The organism is Bacillus sp. AFS088145 (assembly GCF_002564465.1).
Taxonomy (GTDB): Bacteria; Bacillota; Bacilli; order Bacillales; family Bacillaceae_G; genus Gottfriedia.
Genome location: NZ_NUUX01000021.1, coordinates 76,189 through 97,154 on the forward strand (window position 1 = coordinate 76,189; position 20,966 = coordinate 97,154).

The 20,966-nt window shown below is 33.7% G+C and carries 15 protein-coding genes; 14 read left to right on the plus strand and 1 reads right to left on the minus strand.

The annotated features are described in order from the left end of the window. Positions 1–147 precede the first annotated feature (147 nt). From secA to COI44_RS13585, 14 genes are all read left to right on the plus strand, one after another. On the plus strand, positions 148–2,661 hold the full coding sequence (gene secA / locus COI44_RS13520; protein ID WP_098428432.1) for a preprotein translocase subunit SecA: 2,514 nt from the start codon (positions 148–150) through the stop codon (positions 2,659–2,661). Between the two features lie 139 nt (positions 2,662–2,800). Continuing rightward, positions 2,801–3,899, plus strand: a protein-coding gene (gene prfB, locus COI44_RS13525; protein WP_286163912.1) for a peptide chain release factor 2 whose coding sequence is annotated in 2 segments (ribosomal slippage) — positions 2,801–2,863 and positions 2,865–3,899 — 1,098 coding nt in all. Because the reading frame shifts where the segments join, the coding sequence is not laid out codon by codon here. 437 nt (positions 3,900–4,336) lie between these two features. Further along, positions 4,337–5,215: a YitT family protein gene (locus COI44_RS13530; RefSeq protein ID WP_098428434.1), complete on the plus strand. Its 879-nt coding sequence runs from the start codon at positions 4,337–4,339 to the stop codon at positions 5,213–5,215. A gap of 70 nt (positions 5,216–5,285) precedes the next feature. After that, on the plus strand, positions 5,286–5,615 hold the full coding sequence (gene cccB / locus COI44_RS13535) for a cytochrome c551 (RefSeq protein WP_420488168.1): 330 nt from the start codon (positions 5,286–5,288) through the stop codon (positions 5,613–5,615). 339 nt (positions 5,616–5,954) lie between these two features. Continuing rightward, positions 5,955–6,641 carry a cell division ATP-binding protein FtsE gene (ftsE, locus tag COI44_RS13540; RefSeq protein ID WP_098428435.1) on the plus strand — a complete coding sequence of 229 codons (687 nt, stop codon included), beginning with the start codon at positions 5,955–5,957 and terminating at the stop codon, positions 6,639–6,641. Beyond that, positions 6,631–7,524, plus strand: coding sequence for a permease-like cell division protein FtsX (gene ftsX, locus COI44_RS13545; RefSeq protein WP_098428436.1), 894 nt, complete (start codon positions 6,631–6,633; stop codon positions 7,522–7,524). Before ftsE ends, ftsX begins: the two co-directional genes overlap by 11 nt. A gap of 136 nt (positions 7,525–7,660) precedes the next feature. Then, positions 7,661–9,031 carry a murein hydrolase activator EnvC family protein gene (locus COI44_RS13550; RefSeq protein WP_098428437.1) on the plus strand — a complete coding sequence of 457 codons (1,371 nt, stop codon included), beginning with the start codon at positions 7,661–7,663 and terminating at the stop codon, positions 9,029–9,031. 234 nt (positions 9,032–9,265) lie between these two features. Continuing rightward, complete coding sequence (locus COI44_RS13555) at positions 9,266–10,729, plus strand: catalase (RefSeq protein WP_098428438.1); 1,464 nt, start codon at positions 9,266–9,268, stop codon at positions 10,727–10,729. Positions 10,730–10,907: 178 nt separating this feature from the next. Next, on the plus strand, positions 10,908–12,341 hold the full coding sequence (locus COI44_RS13560; protein ID WP_098428439.1) for a S41 family peptidase: 1,434 nt from the start codon (positions 10,908–10,910) through the stop codon (positions 12,339–12,341). A 275-nt stretch (positions 12,342–12,616) separates the two neighbouring features. After that, complete coding sequence (locus COI44_RS13565) at positions 12,617–13,810, plus strand: PDZ domain-containing protein (RefSeq protein WP_098428440.1); 1,194 nt, start codon at positions 12,617–12,619, stop codon at positions 13,808–13,810. Between the two features lie 338 nt (positions 13,811–14,148). Beyond that, positions 14,149–15,567, plus strand: a complete 1,419-nt coding sequence (locus COI44_RS13570; protein ID WP_098428441.1) for a PTS mannitol transporter subunit IIBC — start codon at positions 14,149–14,151, stop codon at positions 15,565–15,567. Between the two features lie 19 nt (positions 15,568–15,586). Further along, entirely contained in the window at positions 15,587–17,689 is a 2,103-nt protein-coding gene (locus COI44_RS13575; protein WP_098428442.1) for a BglG family transcription antiterminator, read from the plus strand. Between the two features lie 11 nt (positions 17,690–17,700). Next, positions 17,701–18,138 (plus strand): PTS mannitol transporter subunit IIA, encoded by a 438-nt coding sequence (locus COI44_RS13580; protein ID WP_098428443.1) that lies wholly within the window; start codon positions 17,701–17,703, stop codon positions 18,136–18,138. 1 nt (position 18,139) lies between these two features. After that, on the plus strand, positions 18,140–19,303 hold the full coding sequence (locus COI44_RS13585) for a mannitol-1-phosphate 5-dehydrogenase (protein ID WP_098428444.1): 1,164 nt from the start codon (positions 18,140–18,142) through the stop codon (positions 19,301–19,303). 91 nt (positions 19,304–19,394) lie between these two features. Here the strand turns inward: COI44_RS13585 and COI44_RS13590 are convergent, their stop codons facing one another. Further along, the gene (locus COI44_RS13590) at positions 19,395–20,642 is read right to left on the minus strand and encodes a helix-turn-helix transcriptional regulator (RefSeq protein ID WP_098428445.1); all 1,248 of its coding nucleotides are present in this window, start codon (positions 20,640–20,642) and stop codon (positions 19,395–19,397) included. Positions 20,643–20,966: the final 324 nt, after the last annotated feature.

The window sequence follows — 20,966 nt, forward strand, 5'->3', positions numbered from 1 at the left end:
CTTATTTTCTAAAATATTAATTAATTCTAATAGAACATTCTCGACATAAGGTTGTCACGTATCTTCATTTAATGATAAAATTAGAAATAGTATCTACTAACTTAATGACATTTTAGTTTATGACTTTATAATAGAGGAGCGTTACGAATGCTTGGAATGATAAAAAAGGTTTTTGATCTTAATCAGCGACAATTAAATAAAATGCAAAAACAAGTTGATCAAGTGTTATCTTTACAGGATCAGTATGCAAAATTATCTGATGATGAACTTAGAGGTAAAACATTTGAATTTAAAGAGCGTATTCAAAAAGGCGAAACTCTTGATGATATTTTAGTTGAAGCATTTGCCGTTGTTCGTGAAGGTGCTACTCGTGTGCTTGGTATGACTCCATATCCTGTACAGTTATTAGGTGGAATTTCCTTACATGAAGGTAATATTTCAGAAATGAAAACTGGGGAAGGTAAAACTTTAACTTCCACTTTACCTGTTTACTTAAATGCATTAAGTAGCGAAGGTGTTCACGTTGTTACAGTCAATGAATACTTAGCTAGTCGTGATGCTCATGAAATGGGTCAATTATATGAGTTCTTAGGACTTACTGTTGGTCTAAATTTAAATAGTATGGAACCAGATGAAAAGCGTGAAGCATATGCTTGTGATATTACGTATAGTACAAATAATGAATTAGGATTTGACTATTTACGTGATAACATGGTTGTATACGCTGAACAACGCGTTCAACGTCCACTAAACTATGCTATTATCGATGAGGTTGACTCAATATTAATTGACGAAGCACGTACTCCATTAATTATTTCTGGACAAGCAAAACAGTCTGCACAATCATATATTGCGGCGAATGCATTTGTTGGAATGCTTAAGCTAGACAAAGATTATACGTATGATGTAAAAACAAAATCAGTTTTATTAACCGAAGATGGTATTTCACGTGCAGAAAAAGCTTTTGGCGTTGAAAACCTATTTGATTTGAAAAATGTTAACTTAAACCATCATATTACTCAGGCATTACGAGCTCACGTGACGATGACTCATGATGTAGATTATGTAGTTCAAGATGGTGAAATTGTAATCGTTGACCAATTTACTGGTCGTTTAATGAAAGGCCGCCGATACAGTGAAGGTCTTCACCAAGCAATTGAAGCTAAAGAAGGATTAAAAATTCAAAACGAAAGTATGACGCTTGCGACAATTACTTTCCAAAACTACTTCCGTATGTACAAAAAACTTTCGGGTATGACAGGTACAGCTAAAACTGAGGAAGAAGAATTCCGTAATATTTACAATATGAATGTTCTAGTTATTCCTACGAACCGACCAATCGCTCGTATGGATAAACCTGATCTAGTATACAAAACAATGACTGGAAAATTTAATGCTGTTGTTGATGAAATCGTTGAACGTCACAAAGCTGGGCAACCAGTTCTAGTAGGTACAGTAGCGATCGAGACTTCAGAGTTAATATCTCAATTGTTAAAACGTAAAGGTGTTAAACACGAAGTATTAAATGCGAAAAACCATGAACGTGAAGCTGATATTATCGCATTAGCTGGTCACCGTGGCGCAGTTACTATTGCGACAAACATGGCTGGTCGTGGTACAGATATTAAATTAGGTGAAGGTATTCGTGAGCTTGGTGGATTAGCTGTTATTGGTACAGAGCGTCATGAAAGCCGTCGTATTGATAATCAGTTACGTGGTCGTTCTGGTCGTCAAGGTGACCCTGGTGTGACAACTTTCTATTTATCAATGGAAGATGAATTAATGCGTCGTTTTGGTTCAGAAAACTTATCAGTTATGATGGACCGTTTAGGATTAGATGATTCTCAACCGATTGAAAGTAAAATGGTTTCTCGTGCAGTTGAATCTGCACAAAAACGAGTAGAGGGTAATAACTTTGATGCTCGTAAACAATTACTTCAATATGATGATGTATTACGTCAACAACGTGAAGTTATTTATGCTCAACGTTCTGAAGTTATTGATTCAAATGATCTACAACCCATCGTTAAGAATATGATTGAAGGTACTATTAACAGAGTAGTTCAAGCCCATACTCCAAACGAGCAGCTTCAAGAAGAGTGGAATATAGAAGGAATCATTGATTTCTTAGAAGCAAACTTATTAAATGAAGATGAAATCACAGTTGAACAATTACGTGTAATTGAACCGGATGAAATGGTTGAATTAATTCAAAAAACAGTATTCGAGCGTTACGAAGAAAAACAAGTGGCTTTACCAGTTGAACAAATGCGTGAGTTTGAAAAAGTTGTACTATTACGTACTGTTGATAACAAGTGGATGGCTCATATCGATTCAATGGATCAACTTCGTGAAGGAATCCATTTACGTGCATATGCACAAATCGATCCACTACGTGAATATCAAATGGAAGGCTTCGCAATGTTTGAAGAGATGATTGCTTCAATTGAAGAAGAAGTATCTCGCATTATTATGAAAGCGGAAATTGAAGCTGATGTAGAGCGTGAAGCTGTACAAGGCGATGCAATTCATGTAAGTAATGATGGTGAAGGTGAAGTAAAGAAAAAACCAATCGTAAAAGGCGAAGAAACTGGCCGTAATGAAGATTGTCCTTGTGGATCAGGTAAGAAGTATAAAAATTGCCACGGTAAAGGAATCTAATATAATAGAAACTATATGAAAAGGGGCAAGGGCAAGTAGTTATTAGAAAAGAGGAGTGACTTTCAAAGGTTATTCTTACTTTACTACTTGTCTTTACCTGCTTTTTATTGTTCGTAAAATTTAATCGAGGTGTTATGTAATGGAATTAGTAGAAGTAAAGCAAGAACTAGAAAAGATGGCGAAACGCCTTCAAGCATTTAGGGGGTCTCTTTGACGTCGAAACAAAACAAGCAAGACTAGATGAGCTTGAAGCGTTCATGTCAGAGCCAGATTTTTGGGATGATCAAAAAGCTGCACAAGTAGTAATTAGTGAAGTAAATGGTTTAAAAGAGGTCATTAATGAATTCAATGATTTAAATGATGGATTTGAGAATCTTGAAGTAACATATGAGTTAGTAAAAGAAGAAAATGACGATGAACTATTTGAAGAACTAGTAACTGAAGTAAAATCTTTAACTGGAAAACTGAATGATTTTGAACTTCAATTATTATTAAGCGAGCCATATGATAAAAATAATGCAATTCTTGAGCTTCACCCAGGAGCAGGTGGAACTGAGTCTCAAGATTGGGGCTCAATGTTATTACGTATGTACACTAGATGGGCTGAAAAACGTGGATTTAAAGTCGAAACTTTAGATTATCTACCAGGTGATGAGGCTGGTATTAAGAGCGTAACTTTAGCAATTAAAGGCCATAATGCTTATGGCTATTTAAAAGCAGAAAAAGGCGTTCATCGCTTAGTACGTATATCTCCATTCGATTCATCAGGTCGTCGTCATACTTCGTTCGTTTCTTGCGAAGTAATGCCTGAGTTTAATGAAGAAATTGAAATCGATATACGTACAGAAGATTTAAAAATTGATACGTATCGTGCAAGTGGAGCGGGTGGTCAGCACATTAATACAACTGACTCAGCAGTACGTATTACACATGTTCCAACTAACACTGTAGTAACATGTCAAACAGAGCGTTCACAAATTAAAAACCGTGAACATGCAATGAAAATGTTAAAAGCAAAACTATATCAACGTAAAATAGAAGAGCAACAAGCTCAACTAGATGAAATCCGTGGAGAGCAAAAAGAAATTGGCTGGGGAAGTCAAATTCGTTCATATGTTTTCCACCCATACTCAATGGTTAAAGATCATCGAACAAACACAGAGGTTGGTAATGTACATGCAGTAATGGATGGAGATCTTGATCCATTTATTGATGCTTACTTACGTTCTAAGATTTAATGTTGAAAAATGGGCTGATAAGATTGGGGGAAACTTCTTTCTTACCAGCCCTAATCTTTGGGGACAAAAGAGGTATATTTTAATTCCGGTAGTGTAAATCCATTTTTTAACCTAAAACATCTACTATCAGACTGCAATTAGTCTGATCATCAAGTTCTTTGGACTTTGTCTAAACGGACATCTTCAAATTATGGAGATGTTATTCTTTTGAGCTTTTTTCTTTAGGGGATTAATAAGGATTTTCCTTACTAATGTGAAGGGGTTACATGAATCATATTTATTTTTAAGTTGTTTTACAAATAGAAGAAAGTAAATTTTGTTTATATGTAATTAAATCTTATTGTTTTTTTCATAATAAAAAATAGAGAGAGTATCCGATAATAAGGATATAAAATAGAAAAGTTGTCTGTAAGTGTGAAATATTGAGGGGGATAAGTTTGAAAAAGGTCAGATATTCTACTGCTCTAACTGTAGGGTGGGGAAAAACGTTTTTTGAGTACTTTTTTGTATTAGTTGGTTCTGCAATTATTGCTGTCGCGTTTTGTGTGTTTTTATTACCAAATCATATTGCTTCTGGTGGGGTAAGCGGAATTTCGACGATTCTAAAGAGTACAATGGGATTTAATCCTGCATTTGTACAATGGGCATTTAATATTCCATTGTTTATAGCAGGTGTAATTTTCTTAGGTAGACAATTTGGCGCTAAAACATTAGTTGGAACAATCTTTATTCCACTTGTTGTTTATTTAGTTGATTTATACAATATAAAACCTGCCACTGATAATCCACTTTTAGCATCAATTTTTGGTGGACTATTTATTGGTTTAGGTCTAGGAATCGTGTTCCGTGGCAAAGCATCTACTGGTGGAACAGATTTAGCAGCTCAAATTGTTCATAAATATACTGGTTTATCACTTGGGATTTGTGTAGCATTTATTGACGGATTAATTGTTCTTACATCTGCAATCGTGTTTAATCTTGAAAGTGGTATGTATGCACTAATTGCACTTTTTGTTACGAGTAAAACAATCGATTTAGTTCAAATTGGTCTTGCTAGATCAAAAATGGCACTAATCATTACTTCAGAAGTAGAGCCTGTAACAGCAGCAATTGTTCATCAATTAGATCGTGGAGTAACAAAACTAACCGGTGTTGGTGGATATACAAATGAAGACCGTTTAGTATTAATGTGTGTACTTGATCAAACTGAATTTTCTTCTCTACGTGATATCGTTCGATCAGTTGATCGAAATGCTTTCATTACAGTTGTAGATGCAACTGAAGTTCTTGGAGAAGGTTTCACTAATTTGACATAAAAAGGTAAAATAAATATTTTTATTAGTAGTAGACTATAGTTGTGGGATTTTTAAAGGGGCGATGATTTTTGTGAAAAAGCTACTTCTTGCTTTTATAACTGGTGGTATGCTGTTAACGATTACAGCATGTGGTTCAAATAATAATTCAAGTAAAAATAATGACTCAGGTGAACCGGTTTCAGTTGCTAATGGGGAAAAGTTATTTAAACAAAGCTGTGCTAGCTGCCATGGTGGAGAACTAGAAGGTATAATTGGACCAAGCTTAAAAAAGGTCGGAGCGAAATATTCTGAAAAAGAAATAGAAAATATTATCCATGATGGAAGAGGTTCAATGCCTAGTGGAGTTGTTCAAGGAAATGACGCGAAAAGTGTAGCGAAATGGCTTGCGACTAAAAAATAGAATGTTTTAAATTTTAAAGAAAAAAATTAAAGAAACAGACAATTTTCTGTTAATTAGAAAAGGTCTGTTTCTTTTCATTTTAGTTACACTTTTCCATAATTTGTTAAACAAACCTATAAATCGTTCGGAAATAATCTTGACTATTATTAAAATGTAACATAAATTTATCAATTTTGACATTTTTTAAGTGGTATAATAGAGGAGCTTAGCTGAATTTATCGAAATATGTAAATAGCAGGCGAAATAATAAGATCAAGTAAAGTTAAGTATAATTTCATCCAGAATGGATCTTATATAGTTTGATAGAAGAAAACGGAACAAAAAACTAAGGAGAATGTCATGATTGAGTTAAAAGATGTTTATAAGACTTATCCTAATGGTGTTCTTGCGGTAGATGGTATTAATGTAAAAATTCGCCAAGGTGAATTTGTGTATGTCGTAGGACCAAGTGGTGCCGGAAAGTCGACATTCATTAAAATGATGTATCGTGAAGAAAGACCATCAAAGGGTGCAATCTTAATTAATGGAATTGATTTAAGCCATATGAAGGATAAAAAAGTTCCTTTATTACGTAGAAATATTGGGGTAGTTTTCCAAGACTATAAATTATTACCGACTTTATCAGTTTATGAAAATATTGCATTTGCGCTTGAAGTTATTGAAGAAAATCCGAAAACAATAAAGAAGAGAGTTATGGAAGTACTTGACCTTGTTAAGTTAAAACATAAAGCGCGATTCTTACCAACAGAGCTTTCTGGTGGTGAACAGCAACGTGTTTCGATTGCCCGTTCTATTGTAAATAAACCACAAGTAGTAATCGCCGATGAGCCAACGGGTAACTTAGACCCTGAAACCACATGGGAGATTATGGATATATTTAAAGAAATCAATGATCGTGGAACAACTGTAGTAATGGCAACTCATAATAAAGAGATCGTAAATACGATAAAGCGACGTGTAATTGCAATTGAAGCTGGAAAAATTGTACGCGACCAAGCGAGAGGAGTGTACGGTTATGAAAGCTAGAACTGCAAGAAGACATGTTCGTGAGGGACTACGTAGTTTAAAACGAAATGGTTGGATGACGTTTGCATCGATAAGTGCTGTAGCAGTTACTTTAATGCTTGTTGGCGTATTTTTAACTGTAATTTTGAATGTTAATCACATTGGAACAACTTTAGAAAAAGATGTTGAAGTACGTGTTTTAGTTGATTTAACAGCAAACAAAGAGCAACAAGCTACTTTAAAAGAAGAAATCAAAAAATTAGATCATGTAACTACTGTAAAGTTCTCGTCGAAAGATCAAGAATTAAACAATCTAATCAAAAGTATGGGAGAAGATGGTAAAGCATTCAAACTGTTTGAACAGCAAAATCCATTAAATGATACGTATATTGTTAAAACAGATTCTCCAGAACAAATCGCACCAGTAGCCAAAAAAATTGAAGGCTTAAAATATATTGATGAAGTAATTTATGGTAAAAAACAAGTTCAAAAATTATTTAATGCAGTTTCGGTAGGTCGTAATATCGGTTTAGTACTGATTTTCGGACTATTATTTACTGCGATGTTCTTAATCTCTAATACTATCAAAATTACGATCATGGCAAGACGACGTGAAATTGAGATTATGAGATTGGTAGGGGCAACTAATAACTTTATTCGTTGGCCGTTCTTATTAGAAGGTTTACTGCTAGGTGTGTTAGGATCGGTTATTCCGATTGTTTTACTATTAACTGGTTATAAGGTTATTTATAATATGTTGATGCCAAAATTAGCAGGAACAATGTTTACATTATTACCATTTTCACCGTTTGTGTACCAGCTATCTGCAATATTAATAGGTATTGGTGCAATAATCGGGATGTGGGGTTCTGTCATGTCAATTCGTAAGTTTTTACGTAAATAAGATTAAATTTTTCATTTGTAGTTCTATTGTTTTAATAGTGTAATTCGATTGATAAGCTCTAGTTCCCAATTTAACGTCTGTCTGAGTTGATACAGGTACTAGGGCTTTTCTATATACATACAAGGAGGGATCTTAGATGAATAAGAGAAAATCATCGAAAGTAATAACAATTATGTTATGCAGTACTTTCATCATCGGTGCTATCCCATCCGTTTCTTTTGCTGAAAGTAAATACCAATCAGAAATTGACCGCATTAAAAAGAAGCGTAGTGAAGTTAAGGATAAGACGGATGCAACAAACAACAAAATTGCTGATATAAAGCATGACCAGCAAGAAGTTGTTGCGGAGCTTGAGAAACTTGATGCTCGGATGAAATTGACTAAGCAAAAGGTTAACCAAACTGAAGATGCAGTTAGTGATGGGAAAAAGCAAATTTCAAAACTAAAGGAAGAAATTAAGTTTATTGAAGAACGCATTAAATCTCGTGAAGAATTATTGAAAAACCGTATGCGTTCTCTTCAAAAAGCTGGTGGAATGGTATCATACATTGATGTCATTTTAGGCGCAAATAGTTTCGGAGATTTAATTCAACGAATGAGTGCCGTACAAATTATTATGAAGGCTGACGAGGACATTATTAAGCAGCAAAACTTGGACTTAGAAGAAGTTAGTGCTAAAAAAGATGACTTGACTATAAAACAAGCAAAAATCGAAAGAGATTTAGCGAACTTAAAGAGTCTAAATAATCAACTTGCAAGTCAGGTTAGCGAAAAGAACAAATTAATGGATTCATTAAAAGCTAAAGAAAGCGAAGCTCATGAAGATGTTTTAAATTTAAAAGAACAAGATCAATTATTAGCAAGTCAGCAGGCTGCAATGCAAAAAGCGCTTGAAATCGCTAAAAAACAAGCTGCTGAAAGAGCTGCGGCAGAAGCTAGACGGAAAGCAGAGGCTAAACGTAAAGCAGAAGCTGCTGCAAAAAGTAAAAAGCAATCTACTAGTACAAGTCATTCAAGTGAATCTGGAAGCTCTAGTAGTTCAGGTAATTCTAGTAACTCAGTTAGTACTGGTAGTTCTGATAATACACCAACCGTGTCTAGTGGCAACTTTACAAGACCAGCAAACGGTTATGTCTCTTCTGGATTTGGACAACGTTCATTTGAGGGTGGAGAGTTCCATGAAGGTGTTGATATTGCCTCAGCAGGAAGTGTGCCAGTTGTAGCGGCAGGTGATGGGGTTGTAATTCGTGCTTATGTTTCATCTACTTATGGTAATTGTGTATTTATTACACATAACATTGATGGACAAGTATGGACAACCGTATATGCTCACTTAGCTAGTTTTAATGTATCGACTGGACAAACTGTTTCAAAAGGTATGAAAATTGGTTATATGGGAAGTACAGGTCATTCTACTGGACAACATTTACACTTTGAATTGCATAAAGGTGAATGGAATTATGCTAAATCAAATGCAGTAGATCCTATGAAATATATTAACTTTTAATTTACTAAAAACCTATCCTAAAACATTAGGATAGGTTTTTTTCATTTTCTGCTATATAAATCCCAAATGATTTATATAACTACAAGTCATACCTACATAGTTAAGAGGAGATTAAATTCAATTTAACAAATTACTAGATTATAATTATTATAATTTGATATTGATTTTCATTACTGGTTAGATTATTATATAATTATTACTAAATTATAATAATTCTAATTAGGGAGAAATGATATGACAAATAACCGGCTAACAACAAATCAAGGCGTACCAATTGGAGATAATCAAAATTCTCTTACAGCGGGACGTAGAGGTCCAACTTTATTAGAGGATTATCAATTAATTGAAAAACTAGCTCATTTTGACCGTGAAAGAGTACCTGAGCGTGTTGTGCATGCACGTGGAGTTGGAGCACACGGTGTTTTCATAACTAAAAATAGTATGAAAAAATATACGAAAGCTAAGTTCTTACAAGATGCAGGAACAGAAACACCAGTATTTGCTCGTTTCTCAACAGTTATTCATGGATTACATTCTCCTGAAACATTACGAGATCCTCGAGGATTTGCTGTGAAATTCTATACTGAAGATGGTAACTATGATTTTGTAGGTAATAATCTTCCTATATTCTTTATTCGTGATGCAATGAAATTCCCCGATATGGTTCATTCATTAAAGCCGGATCCTAGGACTAATTTACAAGCACCTAACAGATATTGGGATTTTATGTCTCTAACACCTGAGTCAACAAATATGTTATTACATGTATTTTCTGATGAAGGTATTCCAGCGAACTATCGTCAAATGAGAGGTTCAAGTGTTCACGCATATAAATGGGTGAATGAATATGGTAATACTGTTTATATAAAACTTCGTTGGGTACCAAAGCAAGGAATTGAAAATCTTTCAATGGAAGAAGCTAGTGAAGTTCAAGGGAAAGATTTTAACCATGCAAGCCGAGATTTATACGATTCAATTGAAAACGGGGATTTCCCAGAATGGGACTTATATGTTCAAGTATTAAATCCAGCAGATATGGATGATTTCGACTTTGATCCATTAGACCCTACAAAAGATTGGTTTGAAGATGTGATTCCTCGACAATTTGTTGGAACGATGGTCCTTAATCGAAACCCTGAAAATGTATTTGCAGAAACTGAATCAGTTGGATTTAATCCAGGTGTGTTAGTTCCTGGTATATTACCTTCTGAGGACAAGTTACTACAAGGAAGATTATTCTCTTATTCAGATACCCAAAGATATCGTATTGGAGCAAATTATTTACAACTTCCAATTAACTGTCCTTTTGCGAAAGTAGCGAATGGTCAACGAGATGGTCATATGCCTTTTAGTCAGCAAACACATCAAATTAACTTTGAGCCAAATAGCTACTCAGATACGCCAAAAGAAGATACAGAATATGTTGATGTAGTTCAGCCATTAAGTGGTGTTTCTGAGCGCAATAAAATAGAAAAAACAAATGACTTTGGCCAAGCGGGAGAAGTGTGGAATAGATTTAGTAAAGCGGAGCAGGATGCTGTTATTAAAAATATTAGTGCTGATTTAGCAGATGTTGATGAAAAAACTAAGCTTCGTGCAGTTTGTAATTTCTATCGTGCAGATGCAAAATTAGGTGAGAGACTTGCGAGTAAAATAGGTATTAATCTTACACCATACTTGCAACATCTACCAAAATAAATTAAACTCTTCTAATAAAAATTTATTAAATCGTGTTCTACTTGCAAACATAAGTAATACAGGCTTATCATATAATAGAACAGAAATGGCATCGCACGTCTGTGTGATGCTTTTTAAGGTACATATACTATTTAATAGATTGGTACGTTCTTAAGGAACGAAAAATAGGAGGTTCTGTATGAATCGTAAAACAACAGCTCTACTTGCAACAGCAACATTTGTTGTTGGTATGGGGGTGGGTACATTTGCAATTGGTGACGGTACAAGTACAATCGTTTCAAAATTCTCTGAGAGTAAAGAAGTAAAAGCTTCTGAAGATGAAAATATTGCTAAAATACAAAAAGCTTACGAAATTATTGCAAATCAATATGTGAAAAAAATTGATCCTGATAAATTAACTGAAGGTGCAATCCAAGGGATGGTAACAACTTTAGATGATCCGTTCTCTACTTATATGGATGGAAGGACAGCTAAACAGTTCCATGAATCATTAGGTTCATCATTCCAAGGAATTGGGGCGGAAGTTTCTAAAGATGGTGATAAACTAATTATTGTATCTCCAATTAAGAACTCACCTGCGGAAAAGGCTGGTCTGAAACCAAAGGATGAGATTTTATCAGTTGATGGTAAGAGCGTAAAAGGATTATCTCAATATGATGCGGTATTAAAAATCCGTGGTAAAAAAGGAACAAATGTTACGATTGAAGTAAAACGTCCAGGAGTTCCGGACCCAATTAAATTTACAATTAAACGCGATGATATTCCAATGTATACAGTATTTAGTTCAGTGAAAGACGTAAACAACGAAAAAATTGGTTATATTCATATTACCTCATTTAATGAAAAAACAGCAGACGAGTTCAAGAAAGAATTGAAAAAACTAGAGGATCAAAATATCCAAGGTTTAACAATTGACGTTCGAGGAAATCCTGGCGGGTACCTACAAGCTGTAGAAGGCGTTTTAGGAGAATTAGTTGTAAAAAGTGAGCCATACTTACAGGTTGAAAATAGAAATGGCCAACGTGAGAAGTATTATACTAAATTAAATAAAGCGAAACCATATCCAATTGATGTATTAATTGATAAAGGAAGTGCATCTGCGGCTGAAATTTTAGCAGCGGCATTAAGTGAAGCAGGACATTATGAATTAATTGGGGAAAAATCTTATGGTAAGGGTACTGTACAATCTACATTAGATTTCAAAGATGGTAGTAATATTAAGTTAACACAATTTAAATGGTTAACTCCAGATGGTACTTGGATTCACAAAAAAGGTATTAAACCAGATGTTGCTGTGAAACAACCTGATTATTTCTACGCTACACCAATTGATAAAAAGAAAACATTTAAATTCGATGACAATGATGAAAATATTAAACAAGCGCAAATCATGTTAAAAGGTTTAGGATACGACCCAGGTCGTAAAGATGGTTATTTCAGCAAGCAAACAGAGACAGCAGTTAAGAACTATCAAAAAGCTGTTGGGATTACTGTTAACGGTGAGATTGATCCTCTAACTTCAGAAAAACTTGAATCCTCATTAATTGATAAAATTAAAGATGAAAAGAATGATCTTCAGTTAGAAAAAGCTTTAGATATGGTAGCTCAATAATAATACACAGAGAGGACAATTTTGAATTGTCCTCCTTGTATAGCAAAGTCCAGTTTTAGAGGACAAAATTAATTTCGTCCTCATTTGACATAATTCCCGGGAAATAGATTTGAAATTACAATCCATGCAGGAGTTTTAGTTTAGAATGTCGAAAGTACACTTTATGGAGAAGTGTGCTTTTTTTATTGTTTTGTAGCATATTCTCTTTGAAAAAACATTAATAAACCGATAACATAAGAATATCAATCTATTATATAAAAAAGGTGGTGAATGTTATGTGGTCAAATTTATTATCTGAACTATTAGTTGGATTAGGTAAACTATTTTTAAATCCATTTACTTATATATTTTTCATCGCATCAATTTTCTGTGGCAATTTACGTGTAAAACGAGAACGTAAGCATTTTTCGGTTCGAAATTTTAATGTAACGTTCGAGTGGAAAACTTCACTATGGTATGGATTACTGATTGGATTAATTCTTTCAGTTATCACATTGGTAGCTGGAATTAGCATTCCGATTGAAATGGTTTATTTATTAAGTGTATTAACGATTATTTGTGCACTAATTTTACAATTCAGATGGATGTCTCCTGCTTATCTTTTTGGACTAGCATTAGTAGCTCTGCCATTACTAAATAGAGGGCAAGATTCACTACCTTTGTTGAAAAACTTTATACCTAATGATCTGAATGCGATGCTTCCTGCTATAACAATTCTATTGGCTTTACTTTTATTGGCTGAAGGAATTTTAGTTCAACGTAATGCTGCAAATCATACAACTCCTTTGTTCATTGAGAGTAAACGTGGAAAAAAAGTAGGGGCACATGAGGCAAATAGATTATGGATGGTGCCATTATTTTTACTAATACCAAGTGGTTCGATCGTTAGTGACTATTCATGGTGGCCTACACTTGCTTTAGGTGATAGTGGGTATTCGATTCTTTGTGTACCATTTGGAATTGGATTTTACCAGTTAATTCAAGGAATGCTACCAAAGGAATCAATTAAGCTTGTCGGTAAACAAATAGTAGCTTTAGCAATTATAGTTTGTGCAGGTGGAATATTAAGTCATTTCATTGGTTTTGCAGCATTTATAGCTGTAGCAATCGCAGTAGTTGGACGAGAAGCTATAAACTATATTCATAAAAATAAGGATATTAATACACCATCTTACTTTACAGTTAAATCAACTGGCCTAATTGTTTTAGGGATTTTACCAAACTCTGTAGCGGATAAAATGAACATAAAAGTAGGCGAAAGCATTACAAAAGTAAATGGACAAAATGTCTCTACTGTTAATGAGTTTTATGAAGCACTACAAATTAATCGTGCATACTGTAAATTAGAAGTAGTTGATTTGAATTCTGAAATTCGTATAACTCAATCTTCAGTTTATGAAGGTGAACACCATGAGTTAGGATTTTTATTCCCAGAAGAAGAATCTAAATATAGTGGACAGGTCGGATAAGAGTAGTAGGTTGGAAGCTTTAACTTCTACATTATAAAATAAAAAGGAACATATTCATAACTTGAATATGTTCCTTTTTAATTCTGGTTTATGGGTCTATTGCAGGAGTGTTTTTATAGGTAGTATGTCATGGTTTTGAGTGTGTTTAGAGACCTATTGCTCAGGTAGATGGAATCTAGCATTCTATTAAAAGTAGAGAATATAGAAAAAGGTTATTTCTTTTTTTAACTCTTTTAAATTTTGTCACATTAGTAAGCGACAAATACGAATATTCATTTCATTGTTTTGATACTGTAAGCGTTTTATCATTTATATATAAGCTTCACAGGGGAGGTAAGATTTTGAATACAGTTAAAAACAGTAATATAAAAGTAAAAATACAACGCTTTGGTAGCTTTCTAAGCGGTATGGTAATGCCAAACATTGGTGCTTTTATTGCATGGGGATTAATAACGGCACTGTTTATACCTACTGGATGGATACCTAATGCAAAGTTGGCGGTATTAGTAAGTCCAATGATTACTTACTTATTACCATTGCTAATTGGTTTTACTGGCGGAAGAATGGTCCATGATATTCGAGGCGGAGTTGTTGGTGCTATTGCAACAATGGGGGTAATTGTTGGTGCAGAGATGCCGATGTTCTTAGGCGCTATGATTATGGGACCGCTTGGCGGTTTGGCTATTAAGAAATTTGACCAAGCTATACAAGGAAAAGTTAAGTCAGGATTTGAGATGTTAGTTAATAATTTCTCGGCGGGTATTTTAGGGGCAATTTTAGCAATAATTGCCTTAATAGGTGTTAATCCAGTTGTTTCGACGCTAACAGAAGCATTAGCTAATGGCGTAGATATGATGGTAAGAGCAAATGTCATTCCTTTGGCAAACATATTTATTGAACCAGCAAAAATCTTATTTTTAAACAATGCTATTAACCATGGGATTTTAAGTCCAATTGGTCTTGAGCAAGCAAAATCAGCTGGGAAGTCACTTTTATTCTTACTAGAAGCCAATCCTGGACCGGGCTTAGGCGTACTATTAGCATATACAATATTCGGAAAAGGTACAGCGAAACAAACAGCGCCAGGAGCAGTGATTATCCATTTCCTAGGTGGAATCCACGAGATTTATTTCCCATATATCTTAATGAGACCTTTGTTAATCTTTTCGGTTATCGCTGGTGGTGTAGCTGGTACATTTACTTTTAATATATTAGGTGCAGGTCTAGTAGCAGCAGCTTCTCCAGGTAGTATTATTGCAATATTAGCAATGGCTCCAAAAGGAGGATACTTACCAATTCTTGCAGGAGTATTTGTTGCAACAGCTGTTTCATTTATTGTTTCAGCAGTAGTTCTCAAATCATCTAAGTCAGTTTCATCAGATGAAGATTTAGAAAGAGCAGCTCAAAAAACACAAGATTTAAAAGGTACTAGTCTATTACAGACTGAAAAAGAAGTTGCTAGTTCTCTTGGTATTGATAAAGAAGTGAAGAAAATTATTTTTGCCTGTGATGCTGGTATGGGATCAAGTGCGATGGGAGCATCAATATTACGTAAAAAGGTAAAAACAGCGGGGATAGAATTAGAGGTTACGAATGTAGCAATTAATAATTTACCAAATGATGTGGATGTTGTCATAACTCATAAAGATTTAACTGATCGAGCAAAAGCAAAAGTACCAAATGCAGTTCATATCTCAGTAGAGAACTTCTTAAACAGTCCAAAGTATGATGAATTAGTGAATTCTTTAGTAAAATAAAAAATTTAAAGAGGTATATATGTATATATCAGCAAGAGAAAGAGAAATCATTAATTTGTTGTTGGATCATCCAAACGGAATCAATGTTCAGGAAATTGCAGGGAACTTAAATGTTAGTAGCCGAACCGTGCAACGGGAACTAAAAGGAGTCGAAAGTATTGCCTCTGCTCATAACCTTTCCTTAAAAAAGGTATTAGGTGTTGGAATGTATATAGAAGGGACACCTGAGCAAAAAAATGAGCTCCAAATTACATTATTAAAAAGTGGGCAGGAGTTTACTCAAAAAGAAAGACAGGAGTTAATTCTATGTTCCTTATTGAAAGAACCAGAATCTATTAAACTAAGCTCACTAGCAAATGATTTGCATGTTACCGTTGCTACGGTTAGTAACGATCTCAATAAAGTAGAAGAATGGTTAAAAGACTTCGATTTGGATCTTATAAGAAAGAAAGGGTACGGCATTGCTTTACTAGGTTCGGAACGAAAAAAAAGAAGAGCCCTAGGACATCTAATCGCACAGCAATTAAATGAATATGAGTTTTTATCTGTAGTGGAAGATGAGTATGAATCAAAGAATAGATTCTCAAATGGATTATTAGAAATAATAAAACTAGAAAAACTCACCATGATTGGAAAAATGATTCGGGATATTGAACAACAATTACCTTATTCTCTAGCTGATAGTGCGTTTATGACATTTACAATTCACTTATCTCTTGCCATCGAAAGAATTATTCAAGGTGAAGTAGTAAAAATGGATCAAGTGGTTATTGAGGAATTAAGTACCACTAAAGAATTTAATATTGCAAGTCAGATTGTTAATGAATTAGAAGAAGTGTTTAAAGTTAATATCCCAAATGCTGAAAAAGGGTATATTACCATGCATTTATTAGGTGCAAGGCAGCGTCAAGAGAAAAATGATTGGCTAGAAGAGAGCAGTACGGAAATAGTCGCAGGCTCAAAAAAGTTAATCAATTATGTATCGAAGGAACTTGAAATAAATTTTGAAGAAGACCAAGCCTTATTTGAAGGATTAATTACTCATATTGAACCAGCAATCTATCGAATTCAAAAAAAACTAGATGCAAATAATCCTTTAGCAAGTCAAATTCAAGAGGATTATCCTGCAATGTTTAAGATCATACAAGAAGGATTAAAAGAAGCTCTTCCAAAGATTGTTTTTCCAACTGAAGAGGTCGCTTATCTTGTCCTACATTTTGGATCATCTCAAGTAATCTATGATAACAGTAAAGAGGTTAGAGCACTTGTATTATGTTCAAGTGGAATCGGTTCTTCTAAAATGTTAGCGAGTCGAATCAAAAAAGAGATAAAAGAAATAACGGAGATCGAAGTATCGTCTTTAGCGAACTTAAGAAATATTCAAATTGAACAATATGACATTATTTTATCTACAGTTGAGATGCCGGGATTTTCCAAAAAATATATTACCGTAAATCCTTTATTGCCAAAGAAAGAGGCTGAGCAGATTCGTGATGAAATAAGACGCAACTCACTTACAACGGAAGCAACTCTATTAAGAAAGCTCCAAAACAAAAAGTTTCAAAAGCAGATAAAGATAGAAACGCCAGGATTAATTAAACAAAATCTTGAAGTGATTCATCAGTACTCAGAAACTGTACTCCATATTTTGAATACATTTGAGACAATTTCATTACCATTTATTCCAACCTCTTCTATTTTATTATTGGAAGTATGCAAACAAGCAAATGTTAGGGGATTAATAGGTGATTATTTTGAGGTAACTAATCAACTTTCAGAAAGAGAAATGATGGGTGGACTAGGAATACCAGGTACTAGCATAGCACTTTATCATTGTCGTTCAGAATATGTTATGCAACCAGTGTTTTTATCCTTTTTGCTTCATGAGCCAATAGTAGTCAAAGCAATGGACCACTCGTCAATAAAAATCAATACATTATTATTATTACTAGCTCCAGTTGATTTGCAAACAGGTCAATTAGAAGTGTTGAGTACAATTAGTTCAACAATTATTGAAGATGAAGAATCAACACGGATTTTTACATCTAATAACTATACAGATATCTATAACAAATTAAGCTATGCATTATATGAAAATTTACAAAAAAGATTTAAGAATTGAGGGATTAATAAATGATTCAGACAGTATTACCAACAGAAAATGTTTTATTAAATGTAGATGTGAAAACAAAAGATGAAGCTATTCGTTTAGTCGGAAATCTTTTAGTAAAAAACGGTTATGTAAATGAAAGTTATATTGAAAAAATGATTAAAAGAGAAGAGTCTTTAACAACTTATATGGGGAACTTTATAGCGATCCCACACGGAACTGAGGAGTCAAAGCAAGAGGTAATCTCATCTGGAATTTCGATTCTTCAAATTCCTAATGGAGTAGACTTTGGGAACGGAAATATTGTAAAGGTAGTATTCGGTATTGCAGGCAAAGATAATGAGCATCTTGATCTGTTATCTCAAATTGCGATCCTTTGTTCAGAGGAAGAAAATGTACATAAATTGGTCGCAGCCACATCAAAAGAGGAACTAATTTTAATGTTTAGCGAGGAGGAGTAAAATGTTAGCTGTACACTTTGGCGCCGGAAATATTGGAAGAGGATTTATAGGACAATTATTACACAAGGCAGGGTACGAGATTTGTTTTGTTGATGTAAACGAAGAGATTATTAATGAACTGAATGAGAAGAAATCTTACACTGTCATGCTAGCAGATCGTACTCAAGAAGAAATAAAGATAACAAATGTAAGAGGTATTAACAGCCTGAAAGATCCAGGAGATGTTGTAAAAGTAATTTCACAGGCTGATATTGTAACAACAGCAGTAGGTCCCTCAATTCTTCCTAAAATAGCAAAGCTAATTGCAGAGGGATTAATTGAAAGAGTTGAGAACTCAGATAAAGCGTTAAATATAATTGCATGTGAAAATATGATAGGTGGAAGTACCTTTTTAAGAGACGAAGTTTATTTAAATATGACATTATCTCAGAAGAAAAAAACTGAACAGTCGGTCAGTTTTCCAGATGCTGCAGTAGATCGAATCGTACCAATTCAAAGTCATGAAGATAAATTATTAGTAGCAGTAGAACCATTTTATGAATGGGTAATTGACCAATCAAAAATGATAGGTGAAGTTCCAACAATTAATGGTGTGACTTATGTAGAGGATTTACTTCCTTATATTGAAAGAAAACTATTTACCGTAAACACTGGTCACGCGGCGACTGCATATTTAGGCAATTTCTATGGATATAAAACGATTAAAGAAGCAATTTCTGATGAGAATATTAGAAATACTGTTAGTTCTATTTTAGATGAAACAGGTAAGCTATTAGTTAAAAAATATAACTTTGATTTAGACGAACATAACGCCTATATCAATAAAATAATTGGTAGATTCGATAATGAATATATTTCAGATGAATTATCTCGTGTTGCTCGTTCTCCAATTCGTAAATTAGGAGCAAATGACCGTTTTATTAAGCCGGCAAGAGAGTTGATAAACTTTGGGATAACACCTAACTATTTAGTTAAAGCAATTGCAGTTGCGCTATTCTATAAAAATAATGATGATCAAGAAGCAGTTGAACTACAAAGCTTCCTCCAAGATCATTCTGTGGAAGAGTTGCTTATAAAATATTCAGAATTATCAGATTTCAAGGGGCTAATTAGTTTAATTCTTGATGAATACAATCAATTAGAGAAAGACTTACTTGTACATTAATTTTACTAGAATAATAGACTCTCCATAATCATTGAAAGGGACAGATTCAATAGAATCAGTCCCTTTTAACTTTCTTTCTTATTCATTTTATCTAATTACCATTAATAAACATATCTCCAGCATGAACTGCTTTCTCATATTGCTTAGTCTTAACATAGTACGAGTAGAGCAACTTTGCATACTTACTTGAATGTGTAACATGGTGGTGTTCCTTAAAGAAAGGAAATGCAGTTTGTTCCATGAAATCATAATATTCATCAAAATTTTCGCTAAAACGTAAAATTAAAAGCTTAAAGAGAATTCTATATAAATCATTTGTAGCTTTTTCTGAAAGAGTAAGTCCTTCATATGCTTCTTCTAGCAATTCATTTGTTGATAGAATCTTGCCTTCCCCAGCATTATCTAAGTAGTTGTATAAACGATTTAAATATGGCAATGATTGTTTATCAGCTTCTTCAACAGATTTTTTATAAAAGATATGAGCATTATTAAAGTCTTTCTTCCAAAAATACATTAGACCTAAATTATGTAAGATCATTCCTCTTTTATCTAAAAGTCCTAAAGCTTCGCTATGCTCAATTAAACTCTCATACCTTTTTACAATTTCTTCAAAATCTAGTTGTGTACTGTCTTTTAATTGTACCAACATCAGGGATTCAGCCAAGATTGCCCTTGCGTAATTATTTGTTTTATTAAAATATCGAAATGCCTTTTCACCATAAAAATATGCCATAACTTTAGAACGTGTCCAATGATAGGCTGATCCTAGATGATAGTAATACTCTTTATTTCCATATTCCTCTATATTGACCTTCTTTAATTCTTGTAGTGCAATTTGTCTATTTACATTTTCTAGTCGTGTATACTGATTTAAATAATAGATTCCTCTAACGTGATGGAGTAGGTTCTTTTCATATGTTGACATAGGAGGAGAATCTTTTTCGATCCGTTTAATTATGCGATCTGCTTTATCTGTATTTTTACTTAAAATAAAGTAGCGGGCTAATAATAGCTGATAATAGGTAGCATAGTTGGATGCGTTAATATAGTGAATGCTTTCTAATTCTTCCTTGATTATTATGACATCCTTCATTCGCTCTAATATAATTGCATTATGCCATTTTTGTAGTTTCTTTTCGATATTTTGAACAGTGGCTATCTCATTTTTAATGTCAATTTGAAGACGTTGTGAGAACAGTTGAATGATTTCTTCAGAATATCGAGTTTCCCCTCTTTCAATTCTACTTACATGGGTAGCGGTACAAATGTCTTTTCCTAATTCCTCTTGGGTCAATCCCGCTTTTTTACGATAAAATTTAATGATCTCGCCTTCAAGCATATGTTCTCTCCTTTTCTAATTCCAGATGATTAACTATGAAGTTTTTTGCGTCAGTGCAAGATTACATTCCTACAATTTGCGAATGTCGATTGCAACGCAAATCTAAGAAACTAGAAAGTACAAAGACTTTGAAATACCTATTCATTTATTATAACTAGAAATTTTTAAAGTCAAATACTTTCATTTCAAATTAAAAATAACACAAATTTTTCAGCAAAATTTCATACTTTTTTAATATTTAATGAAATTTCCTTTCAATTTTCAATACTTTTTAGTAAAAATATCCTACAAAATGACCAAAATTCCGATAAAAAATAACACAAT